This window comes from Kribbella ginsengisoli (genome assembly GCF_039537185.1).
In the GTDB taxonomy this organism is placed as follows: Bacteria; Actinomycetota; Actinomycetes; order Propionibacteriales; family Kribbellaceae; genus Kribbella; species Kribbella koreensis.
The window spans coordinates 259,476-279,058 of record NZ_BAABAA010000007.1; the positions used below are offsets into that span (position 1 = coordinate 259,476).

The 19,583-nt window shown below is 68.3% G+C and carries 19 protein-coding genes; 7 read left to right on the forward strand and 12 right to left on the reverse strand.

Features of this window, described 5'->3' with window-relative positions:
* Nucleotides 1-333: a hypothetical protein gene (locus ABD768_RS24665; RefSeq protein ID WP_343967573.1), complete on the reverse strand. Its 333-nt coding sequence runs from the start codon at nt 331-333 to the stop codon at nt 1-3.
* A gap of 10 nt (nt 334-343) precedes the next feature.
* Nucleotides 344-1,840 carry an MFS transporter gene (locus ABD768_RS24670; protein ID WP_343967571.1) on the reverse strand — a complete coding sequence of 499 codons (1,497 nt, stop codon included), beginning with the start codon at nt 1,838-1,840 and terminating at the stop codon, nt 344-346.
* A 161-nt stretch (nt 1,841-2,001) separates the two neighbouring features.
* Here ABD768_RS24670 and ABD768_RS24675 point away from each other — a divergent pair, with 161 nt between their 5' ends.
* Nucleotides 2,002-2,571 (forward strand): TetR/AcrR family transcriptional regulator, encoded by a 570-nt coding sequence (locus tag ABD768_RS24675; RefSeq protein ID WP_343967569.1) that lies wholly within the window; start codon nt 2,002-2,004, stop codon nt 2,569-2,571.
* Here ABD768_RS24675 and ABD768_RS24680 read toward each other — a convergent pair.
* The 4 genes from ABD768_RS24680 to ABD768_RS24695 are packed head-to-tail and all read right to left on the reverse strand — an operon-like array spanning nt 2,561 to nt 6,728.
* Entirely contained in the window at nt 2,561-3,103 is a 543-nt protein-coding gene (locus tag ABD768_RS24680) for a dTDP-4-dehydrorhamnose 3,5-epimerase family protein (RefSeq protein WP_344844437.1), read from the reverse strand. The two genes, ABD768_RS24675 and ABD768_RS24680, sit on opposite strands and share 11 nt — an antisense overlap.
* A 10-nt stretch (nt 3,104-3,113) precedes the next feature.
* Nucleotides 3,114-4,322 carry a DUF2786 domain-containing protein gene (locus tag ABD768_RS24685; protein WP_344844439.1) on the reverse strand — a complete coding sequence of 403 codons (1,209 nt, stop codon included), beginning with the start codon at nt 4,320-4,322 and terminating at the stop codon, nt 3,114-3,116.
* Nucleotides 4,323-4,368: 46 nt separating this feature from the next.
* Nucleotides 4,369-5,322, reverse strand: a complete 954-nt coding sequence (locus tag ABD768_RS24690) for a sigma-70 family RNA polymerase sigma factor (RefSeq protein ID WP_344844442.1) — start codon at nt 5,320-5,322, stop codon at nt 4,369-4,371.
* Nucleotides 5,319-6,728 carry a DHA2 family efflux MFS transporter permease subunit gene (locus ABD768_RS24695; RefSeq protein ID WP_344844444.1) on the reverse strand — a complete coding sequence of 470 codons (1,410 nt, stop codon included), beginning with the start codon at nt 6,726-6,728 and terminating at the stop codon, nt 5,319-5,321. Before ABD768_RS24695 ends, ABD768_RS24690 begins: the two co-directional genes overlap by 4 nt.
* A gap of 125 nt (nt 6,729-6,853) precedes the next feature.
* Here ABD768_RS24695 and ABD768_RS24700 point away from each other — a divergent pair, with 125 nt between their 5' ends.
* The gene (locus ABD768_RS24700) at nt 6,854-7,135 is read left to right on the forward strand and encodes a hypothetical protein (protein ID WP_344844446.1); all 282 of its coding nucleotides are present in this window, start codon (nt 6,854-6,856) and stop codon (nt 7,133-7,135) included.
* Here the strand turns inward: ABD768_RS24700 and ABD768_RS24705 are convergent.
* The gene (locus tag ABD768_RS24705; RefSeq protein WP_343967556.1) at nt 7,132-7,950 is read right to left on the reverse strand and encodes an LLM class flavin-dependent oxidoreductase; all 819 of its coding nucleotides are present in this window, start codon (nt 7,948-7,950) and stop codon (nt 7,132-7,134) included. The two genes, ABD768_RS24700 and ABD768_RS24705, sit on opposite strands and share 4 nt — an antisense overlap.
* A gap of 122 nt (nt 7,951-8,072) precedes the next feature.
* On the opposite strand from ABD768_RS24705, the gene ABD768_RS24710 reads away from it, so the two are divergent.
* The gene (locus ABD768_RS24710; RefSeq protein WP_344844449.1) at nt 8,073-9,467 is read left to right on the forward strand and encodes an FAD-binding oxidoreductase; all 1,395 of its coding nucleotides are present in this window, start codon (nt 8,073-8,075) and stop codon (nt 9,465-9,467) included.
* Here ABD768_RS24710 and ABD768_RS24715 read toward each other — a convergent pair.
* The 4 genes from ABD768_RS24715 to ABD768_RS24730 are packed head-to-tail and all read right to left on the reverse strand — an operon-like array spanning nt 9,464 to nt 11,962.
* A complete protein-coding gene (locus tag ABD768_RS24715; RefSeq protein WP_344844451.1) occupies nt 9,464-10,210 on the reverse strand; it encodes an SDR family NAD(P)-dependent oxidoreductase in 747 nt (248 codons plus the stop codon). The genes ABD768_RS24710 and ABD768_RS24715 overlap by 4 nt on opposite strands.
* Complete coding sequence (locus tag ABD768_RS24720) at nt 10,203-11,453, reverse strand: AMP-binding protein (RefSeq protein ID WP_343967550.1); 1,251 nt, start codon at nt 11,451-11,453, stop codon at nt 10,203-10,205. Before ABD768_RS24720 ends, ABD768_RS24715 begins: the two co-directional genes overlap by 8 nt.
* The gene (locus ABD768_RS24725) at nt 11,450-11,701 is read right to left on the reverse strand and encodes an acyl carrier protein (protein ID WP_343967549.1); all 252 of its coding nucleotides are present in this window, start codon (nt 11,699-11,701) and stop codon (nt 11,450-11,452) included. The genes ABD768_RS24720 and ABD768_RS24725 overlap by 4 nt, the downstream gene beginning before the upstream one ends.
* Before the next feature lie 42 nt (nt 11,702-11,743).
* The gene (locus ABD768_RS24730) at nt 11,744-11,962 is read right to left on the reverse strand and encodes a hypothetical protein (protein ID WP_344844455.1); all 219 of its coding nucleotides are present in this window, start codon (nt 11,960-11,962) and stop codon (nt 11,744-11,746) included.
* Nucleotides 11,963-12,163: 201 nt separating this feature from the next.
* Here ABD768_RS24730 and ABD768_RS24735 point away from each other — a divergent pair, with 201 nt between their 5' ends.
* Nucleotides 12,164-15,082: an atrophin-1 family protein gene (locus tag ABD768_RS24735; protein WP_344844457.1), complete on the forward strand. Its 2,919-nt coding sequence runs from the start codon at nt 12,164-12,166 to the stop codon at nt 15,080-15,082.
* A 323-nt stretch (nt 15,083-15,405) separates the two neighbouring features.
* Here ABD768_RS24735 and ABD768_RS24740 read toward each other — a convergent pair whose 3' ends face one another.
* Nucleotides 15,406-16,962: a glycoside hydrolase family 10-like protein gene (locus ABD768_RS24740; RefSeq protein ID WP_344844459.1), complete on the reverse strand. Its 1,557-nt coding sequence runs from the start codon at nt 16,960-16,962 to the stop codon at nt 15,406-15,408.
* An 86-nt stretch (nt 16,963-17,048) separates the two neighbouring features.
* Between ABD768_RS24740 and ABD768_RS24745 the strand changes: the two genes are divergently transcribed.
* The 3 genes from ABD768_RS24745 to ABD768_RS24755 are packed head-to-tail and all read left to right on the forward strand — an operon-like array spanning nt 17,049 to nt 19,582.
* A complete protein-coding gene (locus ABD768_RS24745) occupies nt 17,049-17,561 on the forward strand; it encodes a GNAT family N-acetyltransferase (protein ID WP_344844461.1) in 513 nt (170 codons plus the stop codon).
* Nucleotides 17,558-18,616 (forward strand): pseudaminic acid synthase, encoded by a 1,059-nt coding sequence (gene pseI / locus ABD768_RS24750; protein ID WP_343967540.1) that lies wholly within the window; start codon nt 17,558-17,560, stop codon nt 18,614-18,616. Before ABD768_RS24745 ends, pseI begins: the two co-directional genes overlap by 4 nt.
* Nucleotides 18,617-18,628: 12 nt before the next feature.
* On the forward strand, nt 18,629-19,582 hold the full coding sequence (locus ABD768_RS24755; protein ID WP_343967537.1) for a glycosyltransferase family 2 protein: 954 nt from the start codon (nt 18,629-18,631) through the stop codon (nt 19,580-19,582).
* Nucleotide 19,583 lies beyond the last annotated feature (1 nt).

Below are 19,583 nucleotides of genomic sequence, written 5' to 3' on the forward strand. Positions count from 1 at the left end.
TCAGCAGTAGGGGACGGCCCAGTCGTCGGTCTCGTAGTAGGCCGCACTGACGTAGCCCGAGACGCTGATGGTGTGGTCGGTGATGTAGTACCAGATGCTGGTCGCGACGCCGCCGACCACGACGAGCGGGCCGTTGACCTTGCAGTTCGCGGTGGTCGAGTGGGTCGGCTGGCAGATGCCCTTGCCCATCCCGCCCGTGCTTGCCGCTGTGCGGATGAGGACCGGGGAGGTACACCGGCCGGGCGCTGACTCGACGGAAGCCGAAGCCGGCGCGGCGGTCAGTGCCGCCACGCCGGCTCCCGCGATGAACATGACTGCGAGTGTCTTGGTCATGCACTCACTGTCATAGCTCGACGGGGACTTCTTCAATCCTTTCGACCGCCGGTGAAGGGTTGCCGCGGCGGTTCCACGGGCGGACGCCGAGCACGATGACCGCCAGTGTGAGGGCCGCGTAGATCGCGGAGCCGATGAAGGCCGCGTGCACGCCGTCGGTCAGGACCTCGCGCACCCGCTCAGCGGGGATCCTCGAGGCCGCGTCCGAGTTGCGGCTCGCGGTACCGAAGATGGTGACCAGGACGCCGAGACCCAGGGCCCCGCCGACCTGCTGCAACACATTCAGCATGCCGGAGGCAGCACCCGCGTCCTGAGGCTGTACGCCGGCCAGCGCCCGGCCGGTCGTCGGGATGAACAGCATCCCGGCGCCGAACCCGAACAGGACGAGCGGGCCGACGACGCCGCCGAGGTAGGTGCTGTCCTCGGTGAGCCGGGTCAGCCAGATCATGCCGACCAGGATCAGCACCGAACCGGCGATCATCAGCCTGCCGCCGTCGATCCGGCCGAGCAGCCGCGGCACGATCCGGGACGAGGTGAACAGCAGACCGGTCAGCGGCAGGAAGGCCAGGCCGGCCTTCAGCGGGCTGAACTCCAGCACCCCCTGCAGGTACTGGGTGAGGAAGAAGAACATCCCGAACATCGTGCCGACCACCAGCAGCATGGTCACGTACGCCGCGACCCGGTCGGCGTTGCCGAACAGCCGCAGCGGCACGATCGGGTGGCTCACCCGGCGCTCGATCAGCACGAACGAGGTGAGCAGCACCAGGCCGATCGCGAAGGCGCCGAGCACTTCGGCGGACGTCCAGCCGACCTCGGCCACGCGGATGAAGCCGAAGACTACCGAGGTGATGCCGAGCGTCGAGGTGAGCGCCCCGGCGACGTCGAACTTGCCCTTCTCGGGCGGCGTCTCGGACAGTACCTGCCGGGCCGCGAAGACCAGGCCGATGCCGATTGGGACGTTGATGAACAGGCCCCAGCGCCAGGAGACCCAATCGGTCAGCATGCCGCCGAGGACCAGGCCGACGCTTGCACCGCCGGACGAGACCAGGCTGTAGAGGCCGAGCGCCTTGAGCCGCTCGGGACCTTCGCGGAAGGTGAGCATGAGCAGGGTCAGGGCCGCCGGCGCTGCGATGGCACCACCGATGCCTTGCAGGACGCGGGCCGCCAACAGCAGTTCGGCGGACGGGGCGAGCCCACCGAGCAGTGAGGCGGCGCTGAAGACGCTGACACCGGTGATGAACACGCGCCGGCGACCGAGCAGGTCACCGGCCCGGGCGCCGAGCAGCAGCAAACCGCCGAAGGCGAGGGCGTACGCGTTCTGCACCCAGGACAGGCTGGCGGGACTGAAATCGAGCGCGTGCTGGATCTTGGGCATCGCGATGTTCACCACGGTGCCGTCGAGGATCACCATCAGTTGAGTGACCAGGATGACTGCGAGGACTACCCCCGGCCGCCGCGCGGGCGTACCGGTTCGGGCGCCGGCCGGCGCCGCGGATGTTGCCGCCATAGTGTGACTTGCTCCTTACCCACGAGGGGCTAGAGTTGTTTTCAGATGAAGTGGAGAGCTCCTCCGGATTCCACCATACGGAGGCACCCTCCGCTTTATCAAGGGATTTATGGCGCGACTTTGCGTTGCGCCGTCCACTACGCCTCGGCAAGGAGGGCCGGATGACCTCGACACCACTTCCGACGACCCGGCCTGCCCGCGCCGACGCCGCCCGGAACTACGACTTGCTGGTCACCGCGGCGCGCGAAGCGTTCGCCGAGCACGGCACGGACACCTCGCTGGAGGAGATCGCGCGCCGGGCGGGCGTCGGGATCGGCACTCTGTACCGGCGCTTCCCGAACCGGACCGCGCTGCTCGAGGCGGTCTACGTCGACGAGATCCAGCAGGTCTGCAACCGCGCCTACGGCTTCGCCGAGAAGCTCGGGCCGTACGACGCGCTGGCCGCCTGGCTGCGCAGCTTCGTCGGCTACAGCGTCTCGAAGAAGAGTCTGGCCGGCGAGCTGACGGCGGCGCTGGGCAAGAACTCGGAGTTCTTCACGGCCTGCAAGGTGAACGTCCGCGAGGCCGGCGACAAGCTGCTCAACGCGGCGAAGGCGGACGGCTCGGTCCGCCAGGACCTACAGCTGATGGACGTGCTCCGGCTCGTCGGCGGCATCACGATGGGCCGCGACATGTCGCCGGAGCAGGCCGACCGCCTGCTCGAAATCGTCCTGGCCGGCCTCAAAGCCTGATCGGCGTCACCGCGTCCAGGTAGGGAGCGGTCGCGTCCGCCTCTACATAGTGCTGTTGATCCTTGGGCAGCGGCCACGGCACCGCGAGCTGCGGGTCGAACAGGTTGACCATCGTCCGCGGCGCATCCGGCGTCCAGTGCGCGGCGAGCAGATAGGTGTAGACCGTGTTCGGCTCCAGTGTGCAGAACGAGTGCCCGCAGCCCTCGGGAAGAAAGATCGCCTGCCCCGGCGTCAGCTCGAACGTCTCCAGCCGGCCGAACGTCGCGCCTTCCCGCAGGTCCACGATCGCGGTGAACAGCCGCCCGAGCGCCGGCGAGATGTACCGATCCCAGGCCTCCGCGTGGATCCCGCGGGTGATGCCGACCTCGGTCGTGTAGGCCATGTTGTTCTGCACGAACTCGACCTGCGGGAACCCCTGATCGACAAGCTTCGCCTGCTGGAAGCTCTCCTTGAACCACCCCTGCGGAGTCTCGATCAGGTCCAGCTCGATCTGCAGGAGTCCCGGGATGCTGGTCTGCTTGACGCTCGGCATGGCTCGCAGCCTATCTACGGACCTGGGGACGGGCCTGCAGTTGGGCCTGGTCGGCCGCATCCAGCCCAGCGGCCCAGCCGGCGCCGTTGGTGATCCTGGTCCGCCGCGTGACCGTGTCCGGGAAGAGCTTCGTGAACAACGCCTCGACCTGGGCCTCCCGCTTGGTCAGCACCGGCAACAACCGATCGGCATCAGCAGCCGGTACGGCGGCCTGCGTCGCGTCCGTCGTCTTCTGCAGCCGCTCCCCGATGCGTTGCGCGTACGCCATCAGGAACGACTGCCGGAACGACCGGGTCCGCGACTCGCCCCGGTGGCCGATGTGCTTGCCAGCAGCAAGCATCGCGCGATTCGCCTGCACCAACAGCGAAGTACTGAGCAGCTCGGTCAGCTGCAGATCGAGCTCGGCGCCGACGATCGTGACGACGGCGAGCTGCTCCATCGAGACCGTGCGGCAGCGGTTGGCGGAGGCGACGGCTCCGACGAGTTGCGCTTTCGCTGATACATAAGGGGTTTCGACCCAGATCCGCCGGGCGCCGGAGTCGTCGGGCAGGTCGAGCCCCGGGTCGGCGTCCACCAGCGCCTGGTCGAGCGAGAATTTGGCCATCAGCTCCTGCGCCTTGCCCGACAAGGCCTCCGCCTCGTCCGGGAAGTCCGTCGCCTCCGCCTTGGCCAGCAGGGCTCTGATCCGCCCGAGCATCTTGTCGTTCGGTACGCCGGTCCCCGCCACGCGCGCCTGCACCGGCGTACCGGGCAGGGGGAACAGTCGTGCGAGTCCGGGCAGCGACTGGAGGAAGCCTGCGACCGTGAGCGCCGTGTGGAGGGCGAGATAACGGCCGAGCCGTTGCCCCGAAGCCCAGGCGGTCAGCTGCAACTCGGAGTACGGCGCGTCGATGCCGAGGTCGAGCAATTGATCCAGCCAGCGTGGATCGACCTCGCGATAGGCCCGATGCTCCGACGCGATCACGACCAGCAGCAACGGCTCCACCCCCGGCTCCAACCGCCGCCGGGCATGCTGCACCACGTCGCCAGGCGTCCACCCACGCTCCCAGGCAGAGCGGACCAGCTTCCGCAGGAACTCTTGCAGGACCCGATCGACCTGCGATTGGTCGCGCTCGTCATAGCCACCGAGACGGGCCAGGAACGCGTCAGCCTCCTCGTGGTTGAGCACGACGGCAGCCGCCGCTGACGGCAGCAGGTGCAGGATCTCGGAATCACTCACGCGGACGAGTTTGTCACCCGAGCCCAACCTCCCGCCGGCCGCGCCATCACTCCTGTGGACAACGGTCGATCGGCAACCCGAACGCCGCGAACAGCGACGGGTTGTGGAACGCCATCACCGCGGACACCCCGGCCTTGGTCAGGGTCAGCACCTTGAGCGAGTGCGCGTGGAAGATCCCGTCGTCGCCACGCACGTACATGGCAAAGGCAGGTTGCCCATTGGCCGACGTCTCGATCAGGATCCGTCGCCCTTCCCCAGGCAGGATCTTCGTCGCCAGCAGGCCCAGTACGTCGTCCCGCCCACTGAACCAGGTTGGGATCGGCGGCATCTCCCACCGGGTGTCCTGAGTCAGCAAACCCTTCAGCGCAACCAGGTCGGCCTTCTCGAACGCCTTCGCGTATTGGTCGAGCAGAGCACGGCGTACTGGCTCGTCCGGCTCGCTGAAGTCGTCCTCGGCCGGTGCGAGCTTGGCCATCTCCGCGCGAGCCCGCTGGAGCGAACTGTTGACCGCAGCAGTCGTCGTCACCAGCAGGTCGGCCACCTCGGACGCCTGCCAGGCAAGGACATCCCGCAGGATCAGTACTGCGCGCTGCCGCGCCGGCAAGTGCTGTAGCGCTGCCACCATGGCCAACCGGAGGCTCTGCCGAGTCCCCACCACCTGTGCCGGGTCCGTGCTCAGCAGCAGATCCGGGAACGGCTCGAGCCAACTAGTCTCCAGCGACTGCGTCTCCAGGTCGTGCGGGTCGATGCCTGGCGCCCCTAGCGCCGACGGGACCATCCGTCGACTGCTGTGCTGCAAGGCGTTCAAGCAGACCCGGGTAGCGATCCGGTAGAGCCACGTCTTGACCGAGGAGCGCTCCTCGAAGTCCGCGAACCCTCGCCAAGCGCGCAGGTATGTCTCCTGGACCGCATCCTCCGCATCATGCAGCGACCCGAGCATCCGGTAGCAGTGGGCGACCAACTGACCCCGGTACTGCGCGAACTCGTCCTCCAGGTTCATCCCAACTCCTCCGCCGGCTCCAGCACCACAACGCCCGTACTACGTCGCACAGCGATCCCCAGCCCGGCAAGTGCACCCAGCAACGACAGTACGCCGCAGACTGCCAGCGCCCGGGCGAAGCCGGTCTCGAACGACTCATATCCCCCGGCGGCCGCGAACACAGCCGCCAGCACCGCGACACCGACCACCCCACCCAGTTGCCGCATCATGGCGTAGATACCCGACGCCATCCCGACCGCTTCCGGGGGTAGCGACCCGATGCTGGCGCTCTGCGTGGCAGGCATCGCCAGGGAGACCCCGCAGCCGGCGACGATCAGGGCCGGCACCAGGTCGGCGTACTGGACTGTGCCCTTGCTGGCCTGGCTGATCCAGAACATGCCCACTGCTTGCAGCAGCAAACCGGTGAAGACCAGGGGACGTTCACCGATCTTGTCGACCAGGCGTCCGGCGATCGGGGCGACCAGGAAGAGTGTGGCTGTCCACGGCAGGAGTTGCAGACCCGCCTTCAAAGGCCCGGAACCGAAGGTCGCTTGCATGAACTGGGCGAGGAAGAAGACCGCGCCGAACAGCGCAGCCGTGAGGAAGAAGCCGGCTGCGTTTCCTGCCGAGAAGGCGCGCGAGCGGAAGTACCGCAATGGCAGCATCGGCTGCCCGGCGCGGTTCTCCCAGGCCAGGAAACCCAGCAAAAGAAGGGCTCCCGCGACGAAGGATCCGAGGACCTCCGGACTCGACCAGCCCGCCACCGCGCCGCGGACCACACCCCAGACGATGCCGAGGACGGCCAGCGTGATCAGAGCCGCCCCGCGCAGATCAAGTTGCCGGACGGCGCCGCGGCTCTCCGGGATCTTGGCCAGGAGGAGCGGGATCGCGATGGCGCCGATCGGCACGTTGATCCAGAAGATCCACTGCCAGGCGAGGCCCTCGGTGACCGCGCCACCGATCATCGGGCCGCCGAGAACGGCCAGGCCGGTCAGCCCGCTGAAGATGCCGATCGCCCAGCCACGGCGCTCGGGTGGGAACGCGGCGCCGAGCAGGCTCATCGACAGTGGCATCACCACTGCCGCACCGACGCCTTGGACCGTACGGGCCGTGATCAGCAGCGGCACCGAGGGAGCCAGCGCGCAGGCGATCGAGGCGATGGTGAAGAGGCCGAGGCCGGCCGCGAACGTACGGCGTCGTCCCCAGCGGTCCCCGATCGCGGCCGCGGTCATCAGCAGCATCGCGAAGCTCAGGCTGTAGGCGTTGACCGTCCACTCGAGCTGCTCGACGGTCGCGCCGAGATCCTGCCTGATGGTGGTCAGCGCGGCCGCCACCACGAGTACGTCGAGCGCCACCACCACCGACCCGATCGAGGTCAGCCCCAGCACCCACCGCTGCTCGCCGGTCGTACCGATCTTGCTGTTCACGTGTCCTCCAGGAATTCGCTGTCACAGGTACTGACAGCGCGCAGGACCCGAACTCATCGCTGCGATGAGTTCGACCCTGCGCCGCTGTCTGTACCAGTGACGAACCCCTTTGAAGGAGAGCAACCATGGCTACAGCAGTGTTCCGCTACCGCACGAAGCCGGAAGCAGCCGACGAGAACCTTCTCTTGATCGAGAAGGTCTTCGCCGAACTGTCTGCCGTCGCGCCACCCGATCTGACCTACGCCAGCTTCCGCCTCGACGACGGCGTCACCTTCGTCCACGTGGTCGACGGCGAAGGCCTCACCGACCTCGCCGCCTTCCAGGAGTTCCAGCGCAACCTCGCCGACCGCTTCGACGGCGACCTCATCCGCGAGGAGGCGACCCGCATCGGCTCCTACTCGGCCTAGCCGGGATCACCCGAGGGCGGGCCTGCGATCAGGCGATCACGGACCTGCCGCATCCGCTCCGGGGAGTGGTGCGGCATCTCCCAGCGGGTCTCCAGCCACCAGGTGGCGCCTGCCTCGGCCCAGGGCGCCACCTGCGCGGCCGCCGCCGCGGGGTCGTCCGCCGCCGTCTCGCCCTCGGCGATCACCTCGAACTCAGGCGCGGCTCCACGCTCGTTCAACCAGGTACGCACCGCACCGAGCTCCTCCGGCGTGCCCTCGCCTGAGGAGTACTGAGGAAGCAGCCCATCGCAACGCAGTGCCCGGGCCATCGACTTCGGCCGCGGCCAGACACCGACCACCCAGATCGGAATCCGCTCCTGGACCGCACCACCGGCCTGGGTGACGTCCTCGCGATCGGACTCGTAGTCGTAGTGCACGCCGTGGTAGCTCGACCGGCCGGCCCACAGCTCCCGGATCAGGTCGATGCCCTCGTCCAGCATCGCCGCCCGGGTCCGGAGATCCAGCTCCTCACCGGTCTCGGCCAACCCGGTCGCGCCGACCCCGACGGCGAGCGTGGCGCGGCCGCCGGACAGCTGGTCCAGCGTCACGACCTGGCTCGCAACCTTCCACGGGCGGCGCCAGGGCAACGGGGTCAGCATCGTGCCGAGCCGGATCCGCGACGTGCGGACGGCGATCGCCGACAGCAGCCCCCAGGCGTCGACGCCGTACGCGGCTTCCCAGACGAAGACGCCGTCCCAGCCGGATTCCTCGGCGAGGACGGCCTGCTCCAGCTGCTGCTGGGCCGTACCGCCGGGCAGGATCACTCCGTATCTCATACCCGCTTTCTACCTGCGGCCGCCGACAATCTGCGCGCGATGGGCTGGCCGAAAGGACCGTGTCAGCTGCTGGCTGAACCTTTATGGTTACCGGGAGTGATGACTTCGGGGAGAGGTATGCCATGACGCAGACGGCGAGTAGTGGGATCGATGAGTTGCGGGCGGCGATCGGTGGGGTGGTGGTCGCGCCTGGCGATTCGGCGTACGACGACGCGCGGCGGGTGTGGAACGCGGATATCGACCGGCGGCCGGCTGTGGTGGCGCAGTGCTTGAGTGCTGAGGACGTGCGGGCGGCGGTGCTGTTCGGAGTACGGAACGGGCTGGAGATCGCGGTGCGGGGTGGGGCGCACAGCATGTCCGGGGCGTCGACCGTGGACGACGGGCTGATGATCGATGTCAGTCGGCTCAACCAGGTGACGGTCGATCCGGAGACCAAGCGGGCGGTGGCCGGCGGTGGCGCCAAGCTGGCTGAGCTGGATGCGGCTGGGCAGGAGCACGGGCTCGCGACGCCGGCCGGGGCGATCAGTCATACCGGTATCGCCGGGCTGACCCTCGGTGGCGGGATGGGGTGGTTGAGCCGCAAGCACGGGCTCACGCTCGACAATCTGCTGTCCGTGGAGATCGTGACGGCCGATGGCCAGATCCTGCGGGCGTCGGCGGACGAGAACCCTGAGCTCTTCTGGGCCGTTCGCGGGGGCGGCGGCAACTTCGGTGTGGTGACGCAGTTCGAGTTCCAGCTGCACGACGTCGGGCCGATCGTCCAGTACGGCATCCAGTTCTGGAGTTTGGAGCAGGGCGCCGAGGTACTTCGGTACGCGCGCGACCTGATCCCGACGCTGTCCCTGGATTTCAACGTCGTGATCGGTGCAATCACCGCACCACCCGCGCCCTTCCTCCCCAAGCACTACCATCACGAGCCCGGCTATGCGCTGATCGTCGTCGGGTTCGGAACGCCCGAGGAGCACGAGGCCCTACTCGACCAGATCCACGAGGCCATCCCGCCGCGGTGGGAATTTGCCACCCCGATGCCCTACACGGCTCTGCAGCAGTCGATCGACGAGCCGAACTCCTGGGGCAACCACTGCTACGACAAGGGCAGCTACCTCGAAACCCTGTCGGACGAGGCGATCGAGGTGATCACCCAGCACGTCCCGCTCAAGTCGTCGCCACTCTCGAACGTCCTGTTCTACCGGCTGGACGGCGCCTACTCGGAGGTCGGCGAGGACGAGACCGCCTTCGCCGGTGGCCGCTCGCCGCGGTACGCGGTCTTCCTCGTCGCGATCGCGCCGGTGCCTGAGTTGCTGCCCGGCGATCGCGCCTGGGTCCGGGCGTTCTGGGATGCGCTGCAGCCGCACACGCTCGGGATCGGCAGCTACGTCAACGCGATGGCCGAGAACGACTACGACCGGGTCAAGGCGTCGTACGGCGAAGCGAAGTACGCGCGGCTGGCGAAGATCAAGGCGCAGTACGACCCCGGCAACGTCTTCCACCGCAACATGAACATCCTGCCGGGCTAGATGGAGGCTGCTCCGTCGATCACCAGCACCTGGCCGTTGATGTTGGTCTGGTCGAGCAGGAGCATCCGGACGACCGGTACGACCTCCTCCGGCTCGGTCAGATGGCCGGTGGGGGTCCGCCGGACGATCTGGTCGAGCTGGGTCTGGCCGAGCACCGCGGACATCTCCGAGGCGAAGAAGCCGGGGGCGACGGAGTTGACCAGCACCCGGCCACCCAGCTCGCGAGCCATCGACCGGGTGGCCGCGTCCATGCCGCCCTTCGTCGCGGAGTACGCGACCAGTCCCGGGTAACCGCGTTGTGCGCAGATCGAGGTCACGTTGACGATCCGGCCCTTCAGGCCCTTGGCGAGCAGCCGGCGCAGGACGAACCGGGTGAGGACGAGCGGCGAGGTCAGGTTGGTCTGGATGATGCCGGCGAGCTGCTCGGCCGAGGTGTGCACATGCAGCGAGTCCTGGCCGACGGCGGCGTTGTTCACCAGCCCGTCGATCGGGCCGAGCTTCTCCTCGACCTCTTTGACGAACGCCTGCGTCGCTTTGGCGTCGTTCACATCGACCGAGCCGACGTGCAGATCGTCGGGGTACTTCGTCGCCAGCGCCGTCAGCTCGGCGGTCACGGTCCGGGCGAACGCGGCGACCTTCACGCCGGACGCCAGCAGCTCGGTGACGATCGCCAGGCCCAGCCCACGCGAACCACCGGAGACCAGCACCACCGAGGACGGCGGCACTGCAGTCGGCTCAGACATCGCTTTTCAACGTCTCCTTCTGCGGGATCTCATCGAGCAACTTGATCCGCCGCGGTACGCCGTAGTCCGGCAACCGGTGCGAGCACCACTGGACCAGATCGTCGGCGGTGATCGGCCCGAGATTCGGATTGGCCACTACCTCGGCCGCGACCATCCGGCCGACCAGCGGCGCCTTGCGCGCGAAGACCCGTGCCCAGGCGACGCCCGGGTGGGCCAGCAACACGCTGCGGACCACGCCGGCCGAGACCTTCGAGCCGCCGACGTTGATCTCGTCGCTGTCGAGCCGGCCGGTGATCAGTACCCGGTCGTCGACGAACTCGACCCGGTCCCCGGTATGGACCGCGCCGTCCATTCCCGCGCCGTGGTGCGGAGAGGCGATGACGAGCTCGTCGCCGGCGACGGACAAGGCCGGCCGTTCGCCGGTGGGCTTGCGATCCAGCCAGGCCTTGGGGAAACCGGCTTTGCCGTCGTGCACGACGATCGAGGCGCCGACCTCGGACGATGCGTAGATCCAGGAGATCCGGGCCTTCGGGAAGAGTTCGCGCAGGCGGTCGAGGATCGTCTGGTCGACCGGCTCGCCGCCGAGGGTGATCTGCTCCAGCGGCACCTTGGTGAGAGCGTCGGTGTCGCGGTAGATCGTCTGGCGCCAGAAGGTCGGCGTACCGGAGGCTGCGGTGACGCCGTGCGCGGCGGCGATCGACGGCCAGATCTCGAGCTCGGACGGCTCGATCACGACCAGGCCCTGATCGGCCTGGGTCAGAGAGATCGTTACCACCTGCCACCAGGCGTAGGTGCCGGGCGAGTACGGAAGAAGCCACGTGCGCGGCTGCTGCTGGTTGGTGACGGTGGTCAGCGATTCGAGGGTGTGACCGATACGCGTCGGGCGGCCGGTGGAGCCGGAGGTGAGCAGCCAGGCGCGGCCGGATTCCTCCACCCGCTTGAGTTTCGCGGGCTCGACGGAGTGCTCGTCGCCCTTCGCGATCACGATCGCGAAGCCGGAGTCGGCGAGCTCCTCGCGCATGCTCAGGTCGACCCGCGAGGTGGTCGCGACGAGCAGTTCGGTCCCGTGCACGGCGTGATGCCGTACTGCGGCCAGCGCGTCGGCGCCGTTGTCGACCAGGACCGCGGCCGGCGACGGCAGCTGCGGGAGTTTGTGCAGGGTCCGCCAGGTCACCGTCTTGCCACCGGCGACGACCTTGTTGTCGTCCCCGATCAGGGCAGTGGACCGGCGCCGCGTGGTCACGCCGACTGGAGCTGCTCGATGAAGTCCAGCACGTCGCCGACCTTGGCGATCTGGCGCAGCCCCGGCGCGTCGAAGTTCAGCTCGTCGCCGATCTCGTCCTCGACCCGCAGCGCGAGCTCGGAGAAGTCCAGCGAGCGGAAGCCGATCTCCCGCAGGTCGGCGCCGTCGTCGGCCGGCAACGTCTTGCCCTGCGCCGTCAGCACCGCTCCCATCAGGTCCCGGATCTGCTCCCGCGTCAGCTCAGCCATGACCACAGAGCCTAGCTGCTGTGGACCGGGGCCGGACACGGTCTACCTGACCTCCGGGGCCGAATCGGTGGTTGCTTCGGCAGTGGTTCGGTTCGCTTCGGCGTGGGAGAGATCCGCGGGGGTGCGGGAGAGTTTTCCGCGCAACCGCCGGAGGCGGTCCCGGATCTCCCAGCCGATCAGCGCGATCATCGGAGTGGCGGCCGCGAGCGCGGCGAGCAGGATCTCCTCGACCGGCATCCCCGCGATGTGCTGGGCAGGCATGAACGTGACCTCCCGTGCGCTGTGTGACGGACAAGGGGGCGTTCGCCTACTCAGTGTAGGCGCGTGCCGCCGCCTGGTAAACGGCTCATACACTGAGACCCGTTTGCCGGTGCTGTTGTGACAGTTGTTGTGAAATGGCAGGGAACTTTTCGTCGTCCGGGGCTCTCTTCCGTGTGCGAGGACGCGACCGAGAGGACATGTATGACGAGACCAGGACGGGCGATGGGGCTTGCCTCGCTGGCGAGCCTGCCGGTACTACCGCTCGCTTGGTTCATCGCGCTGCAGGACCACAAGCCGTGGATGTCGATCGCCTACCTCGGCTACCTGCTGCTGGTGATCGCCGTCCCCGGCACGCTGTTCTGGCGCCGGCTGACCGGTGGTACCGGCTGGTTCGCCGTCGACGCCGTGCTCGGCACTTCGTTCGGCCTGGCCGTCGAGGCACTGATCTACCCGGTCGGCCGGTACTTCGACATCCCGCTGGCGGCCCTGCTGATGCCGGCACTCGCGTTCGGGGTCTACCGCGGCGTACCGCGAAGCAAGCTGCCGGTGAAGGCGACGCCCTGGTGGGCGATGGCCGGTGTGATGGTCGCCGTCGGTGTCGTCGCGGCCTGGTTCGTCCGGGTCGGCTCGCAGCTCATCCCGATCGACGGACCGGCAGCACTGCGGTCCGACTCGGATGCAGCGCGCAACTTGTCGCTGGCCGGTGAGCTGGCTCATCACTTCCCGCCGCAGATCCCCTACGCGTCCGGGCGACCGCTGACGAGCCACTTCGGCGTCTACGACCACCTGGCGTCGGCGCACTGGATCACCAGCATCGAGCTCGACGTACTGACTCAGCGGATGGCGCCCTTCGCCTTCCTCCTCCTGACGGTGCTCGGCGCGGCCGCGGTCGGCGTAGTACTGACTGGCCGCTCGGTGGCGGCTCCGATCGGCGCTGGGCTGACTGTGGCTGCCGGGGATCTCGCTGCCTGGCCGTGGGCGGTTGACGCGCGACTGTTCAACGACAGCCCGTTCTCGATGGGCTGGCTGACCAATCCGTCGCAGTCGTTCTCCACTGTGCTGATGCTGCCGCTGATAGCGGTCACTGCGATGCTGCTGCGGCGCAAGCCCACGCAGACGCGGGCACAGGTCATCGGCATGCTGGTGGCGGCCGGGGTGCTCATCGCGGCGATCTCTGCGACCAAAGCGTCCGCACTTCCCGTGTACGCCGCTGGGCTGGCTGCCGCGTGGGTCTACCTCACCGTGCGAGCTCGCCGCCTCAACCTGCGTGCTCTGGCTCTCGGGGTTGGCGTTGCGGCCTGCTATGGCTTCACCTTCCTCGTCGTACTGCGGGGGAAGCCGTCCGGTATCGAGTTCCACCCGGCGCGGACCTTCCGGCACATGATGGACGTGATGACGGCGCGGCACACCACTGCTGCGTTGGTGGTGATCGCAGTGGTTGTGGTGCTCGGGTGGCTGCTGCCTGCTGTGGGTGCGGTGTTGATCCGGCGGCGGGTGCCTCGCGATCCGATGGTGCTGTTGCTGCTGGTCGGGCTGGTCAGCTCGGTGGTCGCGACGGGGTTGCTGTACGACAGTGGGCAGACGCAGGTGTTCTTCGTGCGTACCGGCTTCATCTACGGCGTCCTGCTTGCGACGTGGGGGCTGGGATCGCTCGAGCGGAAGCAGTATTACGTTGCCGCGCCGGGGTTGCTGATCGGAGCAGCGGCGATCTACTGGGGTCGCTATCGGTCGGAGGACTCGTGCACCGGCGCGAACTGCTTCGGGCAGCCGCTGGTGGTCGCGCTGGTCATCGCTGTGATCGGGGTCGGCGTTCTTTGCTTGCTGTTCCGGTTGAAGCGGCAGCTGTGGGCAGTGGTCGCGGTGGCGGTCGTGCTCGGGTTGACGGTGTCGCCGACGCTGGAGTCGCTGAAGGAGTTCGCGTCGCCTGCGCTGACGGCGTACGAGTCGATCGCGCCGGGCGGGATCGAGGCGGCGCGCTTCATCCGGCGCAACTCCGGGCCGGGCGATCTGATCGCCACCAACGTCCACTGTCGCGAGGCGGGGGTCGATCGCTGCCTGACCGGGTCGTACTGGATCGCCGGGTACGCCGAGCGGCGGGTGCTGGTCGAGGGCTGGGCGTACACCCAGCGGGTCGACGACAGCTACGCGGCGGACGAGAAGGTCCAGGGCAGGTTCTGGAACCCGGAGCGGCTCCGGCTCAACGACGAGGCGTTCACCACGCCGACGCGCGAGGTCCTGGAGACGCTGCGCACGCAGTACGGCGTCCAATGGCTGCTGTTCGACGAGCGCCTCGCCACCCCGCCCGTAGCCCTGGAACGCCTAGCAGAACTCCGCTTCCACTACGGCACAGTCCGCGTCTACCAGCTCTACCCCCGCCCCACCAGCTCCACTCCCTGCCCCACCCAAACCCCCTTCCCCACCGGCACCCAAACCCCCGCCGGCCAACCATCCACGCCCGGCAGCTTCCCATCCACCCCAGGCGCCTTCCCATCCTCGCCAGGTGGTTTCCCCACCTCCCAACCCCCGAGCGGCCCGCCCTCCTCCCAACCCCCGGGCACCGCTCCGTCTCGACCGGCCGGCGGCGCCGCTCCGGGGGCACTCGGGAGCACCGTTCCCACGCAACCGCTTGCCAGCTCGCAGACTCCCGGTCTCCCGCTGTCTCCGTCGACCGGCGGACTCCCGCCGTCGCAGAGCGGCTTCCCGTCCACGCAGCCAACCGGCCAGCCGACGTCCCAGCCACCCGGCACCTTCCCCACGTCGCCGACCCCTGGCGGGTTCCCCTCGTCGCAGACGCCTGGCGGATTCTCTTCGTCGCAGACGCCTGGCTTCCCCACCGGCACGCAGACGCCGGGAGGGACACCGTCGCCGAACCCGTGCGCGTCTCAGCCCGGAGGCTTCCCGAGCCAGCCGCCAACCCAGACTCCCGGCGGCTTCCCGACCTCGCAGACACCGAGCGGTCTCCCGTCCTCGCAGCCGACCGGCACCTTCCCCACCTCACAGCCGACCGGCCTCCCCACCGGGAGTCAAACCCCCGGCGGCTTTCCGTCATCCCCGCCCCCCAGCGGTGCGCCGTCATCCACCTTCCCACCGCCAACTCCTCCAACCAGCCCCCACCCCTAACCCGCAACCAGCAACCTCCCCACCCCGAAGTTGGCCAGCCGATCCTCGCCGAAGCCGGCCGGCCGGCCCCCCATCTCAGGGGTTAACCCCGCACTTGGTGGGTTGCACCACCGGAATCTCGGGGGGCAACCCACCAACTCGGGGGTCAACCCCTCAAACGCCTTCCGGGGGCGTCGGCCCGGGGCGGGGCTGGGAAGGTTGGGTGGCTGCGGCTCCATCTCGGGGGTTGACCCCTGAGATGGTGGGTTGCCTGCCGAGATTCTGATGGGGCAACCCACCATCTGCGGGGTTAACCCCGCAGATGCGGTCTGAGGGGGTGGGCGCTAGCCGAGGGTTGGGATCGGGAGGCTTTGGTTTGAGGCTCGGTCCAGGGCTGTTACGGAGTAGAGGTAGTGGTGGCCCGTTGCGGCGGTGGTGTCGACGTAGGAGTTGCCGCGGAGGGTGGTGAGGAGGTTGCGCGCATCTGTGTCGGCGCACCAGTCGCCAGCGGTGAGGTCGCGGCGGTAGATCGCGTATGACGTGCTGTCGGCCGAGGTCGCCTTCCACTGCAGGGATACGCCGGCCGCCGTACGGGTCGACCGCAGTGCGTGCACCGGCAGTGGGGGTCGGGAATCCAGGGAGGGCATCGCGGGGATCAGTGCCGGGCGCGTGTACCAGTTGTTGTTGAGGAGGGTTGTCGCACCAAGCCGATCCGCCCGGACATCCTTGGCAGAGAAGTAGATGTCGCCCTTCACCTCCGGCACCGTGGTGTTGAACGCCAGGTGATCGCTCAACTCGGCCGGGTCCGACCAGTCCGGCGACTGCGTCGAAGTACCGACCTTGTACGTCGCCTGCCCGATGTACAGATGCACGTCAGTACCGCGCACCTGCTCGGCCCACCACGGCACGATCTTGTTGTAATCGGCCGGCGCGAACCCACCCGCCCAGTAGACCTGCGGCACGATGTAGTCGATCCACTCCTCCCGCACCCACCGCCGCGTGTCAGCAGCCAGATCGTCATAGGTCTGTACGCCGGCAGTGGTGTCCGACCCCAGCGGATCCGTCCCCTTGTTCCGCCACACCGCGAACGGCGAGATGCCGAACTTCACCCACGGCTTGACCGCCTTGATCCGCTGCTGGATCTCCTGGATCAACAGGTTGATGTTGTTCCGCCGCCACTCGGCCACAGTGGGGAAACCCGCCCCGTACTGCGCATAGGTCGCCGCATCGTCGAACACCTGACCAGCAACCGGATACGGGTAGAAGTAGTCGTCGAAGTGCACCCCATCAAGGTCGTAATTGACGACCGCGTCCATGATCGCGTCCTCAACCAGCTTGCGCGCAGCCGGGATGCCCGGGTTGTAGTAGAGCTTCCCGCCATACGTCACCACCCAGTCCGGATGCAGCCGCGCCGGATGCGTCGGGACCAGCGCGTTGAGGTTGGTCCCCATCGAGAGCCGGTACGGGTTGAACCACCCATGCAGCTCCAGGTTCCGCTTGTGCGCCTCGGCGACCGCGAACGCCAGCGGGTCATAGCCCGGGTCCCCACCCTGCGTACCGGTCAGGTACTGCGACCACGGCTCGACCTTCGACGGCCAAAAGGCGTCTGCGGTCGGGCGGATCTGCAGGATGACCGCATTGTGGTGCTGCCGGACCGCGTCGTCGAACCAGCCGAGCAGTTCGGCCTTCTGCTGCTCCGGGGTCAGCCCGGTCCGCGACGGCCAGTCGATGTTCACCACGGACGACACCCAACTCGCGCGGAACTGGCGCAGGGGCGTCGCCGGGTTCGGAGTACAGGTGCTGTCCGGAGCCGGTGGCGCCGCTGTCGCAGTACTGGTGAGGGCACCGGCCACCAGACAGGCTGATGCGCCGAGAAGGCCGAGGATCCGCCAGGCTCTCATGTCATTCTCCGACCGATTGTCCAAAAGAAGTCGAAAAATAGTTACACAGTTGGGCCGGGTGCAGAAGAGGTCGGTACGGTTGGGCCATGCTGCGCCAGGCCACGGACGAGGACGTCGACACCATCCGGGCACTGCGCAACCAGCAGGCCAACCGCGACGTCAGCATCACCACGCACGAGATCTCCGCCGAGGAGCACGCCGGCTGGTGGGCCAAGACGAGCGTCGACCCGAGCCGCCGGGTGCTGATCTACGAGCGCGACGGCCGGACCGCCGGCGTGGTCAACTTCTTCGATCTCGATGCTGGTACCGGCGCCTGGGGATTCTTCCTCGACGCCGACGGGCTGGCCGAGACCGGCGAGACGCTGCCCGCCTGGATCGAGGTGATGAAGGAAGCCACCGGCTACGCCTTCGACACCCTCGGCCTCGATGAGCTGACCGGCGAGGTGCTCGAGCACAACACCGTCGTCCGGCAGATGAACCGCCGCTTCCGCTTCACCGAGGGCGAGCCGGAGCTCCGGTACGCCGACGGCCGCGAGCTCACCGTCATCCCGATCAAGCTGTCCCGAGCCGACCGGCGCAAGCCGAAGGAGACCCGATGAGCGCCACCCGCACGATCGACTTCGGCGGCGTCCCGATCGGCCCGGAGCACCGGCCGTTCGTGATCGCTGAGATGTCCGGCAACCACAACGGTGACTTCGAGCGGGCCAAGGAGATCGTCCGCGCGATGGGCGACACCGGCGTCCAGGCGCTGAAGCTGCAGGCCTACACCGCGGACACGATGACGCTCGACGTCGACCTGCCCGCGTTCCGGCTGCCGGGCGACCACAAGCTGTGGGCCGACCGCCACCTGCACGAGCTGTACGAAGAGGCGCACACGCCTTGGTCCTGGTTCGAGCCGCTGTTCGAGCTGGCGAACTCGCTCGGCATGGTCGCGTTCGCGTCGCCGTTCGACCAGACCGCGATCGACCTGCTGGAGAAGCTGGACGTCCCCGGCTACAAGGTCGCGTCGAACGAGATCGGCGACCTGCCGCTGGTCCGGGCGATGGCGGCGACCGGGAAGCCGATCATCATCTCCACCGGCTCGGCGACGCTGACCGACATCGACGCGGCCGTCCGCGCCGCCCGCTCGACCGGGAACGAGCAGATCGTCGTCCTGTCCTGTACCGCCAGCTATCCGGCGCCCGCCGACCAGTCGAACCTGCGCGGGATTCCGGTCCTCCGCGACGCGCTCGGCGTCCAGGTCGGCCTGTCGGACCACACGATGGGCATCGGCGCCTCGATCGCCGCGGTGGCCCTCGGCGCGACCGTCATCGAGAAGCACGTCACCCTGTCCCGCGACGACGGCGGCGTCGACTCGGCGTTCTCGCTGGAGCCGCACGAGGTCAGGGCCCTGGTCGAGGGCACGACCATCGCCCACGAGGCCCTCGGCGAACCGGTCATCGGCCCCAAGCAGGCCGAGCAGAACGTACTCCGCTTCCGCCGCTCCCTCTACGTCACCCGCGACGTGAAAGCCGGCGAGCACGTCTCCCCCGACAACGTCCGCTCGGTGCGCCCCGCCGGCGGCCTCCAGCCCGACGCGTTCTCCACCGTCGAGGGCCGGCCGTTCCGCACCGACGCCACCGCCGGCACACCACTGACCTGGGATCTTCTGTAAGAAGGGCTTTTCGTGCTCGTTTCAGTTGTCGTGCCGTGTTATCGGTCGGGGGCGACTCTGCCGCGGCTGGTCGAGGATCTGGTGCAGGTGCTGCCCGGCGCGACGACCGGGTTCGAGATCGTGCTGGTGGTGGATGGGAGTCCGGACGACACCTGGCAGGTGGCCAGTGAGCTGGCCAACAAGTACGGCGAGGTGCGGGCGATGCGGCTGGCCCGGAACTATGGGCAGCACAATGCGTTGATCGCCGGCGTGCGGAACGCCCGGTACGAGGTCGTCGTCACGATGGATGACGATCTGCAGCATCCGGCCGATCAGGTGCCGGTGTTGTTGCGGGCGCTGACGGATGACGTCGACCTCGTGTACGGCGTACCGGCCGAGGAGGAGCACGGGTTCGCGCGGAGCTTCTCGTCGCGGCTGGTGAAGGGGGCGCTGGCGTCCGCGATGGCGGTGCGGGACGCGCGGTCGATCAGCGCGTTCCGGGCATTCCGTACCTTCCTGCGCGACGGGTTCGACGGGCTGGACGGGCCGCACGCCTCGGTCGATGTCGCGTTGTCGTGGTCGACGACCCGGATCGCGCAGACGACCGTACGGATGGAGCCGCGCGCGGCCGGCCAGTCGAACTACACGACCTGGATGCTGATGAAGCACTCGCTGACGCTGATCACCGGGTACTCCGTTGAGCCGCTGCGGCTGGTCGGCTACCTCGGATTCATCTGCGCGGTGTTCGGCGTCGGGCTGTTCGGCGTGATCATCGTCAAGTACGTCACCGGCGCGACGACCGTCGCCGGGTTCACCACGATCGCGTCGATGGTCGCGCTGTTCTCCGGCGCGCAGATGCTCGCGCTCGGCGTACTGGGTGAGTACGTCGGCCGCCTGCACTCGGGGTCGATGGGCCGGCCGACGTACGTGATCCGCGAGCGCACCGACGTGGACGCCCATCCGGACATCAAGCGTGAGGCTGACTGAC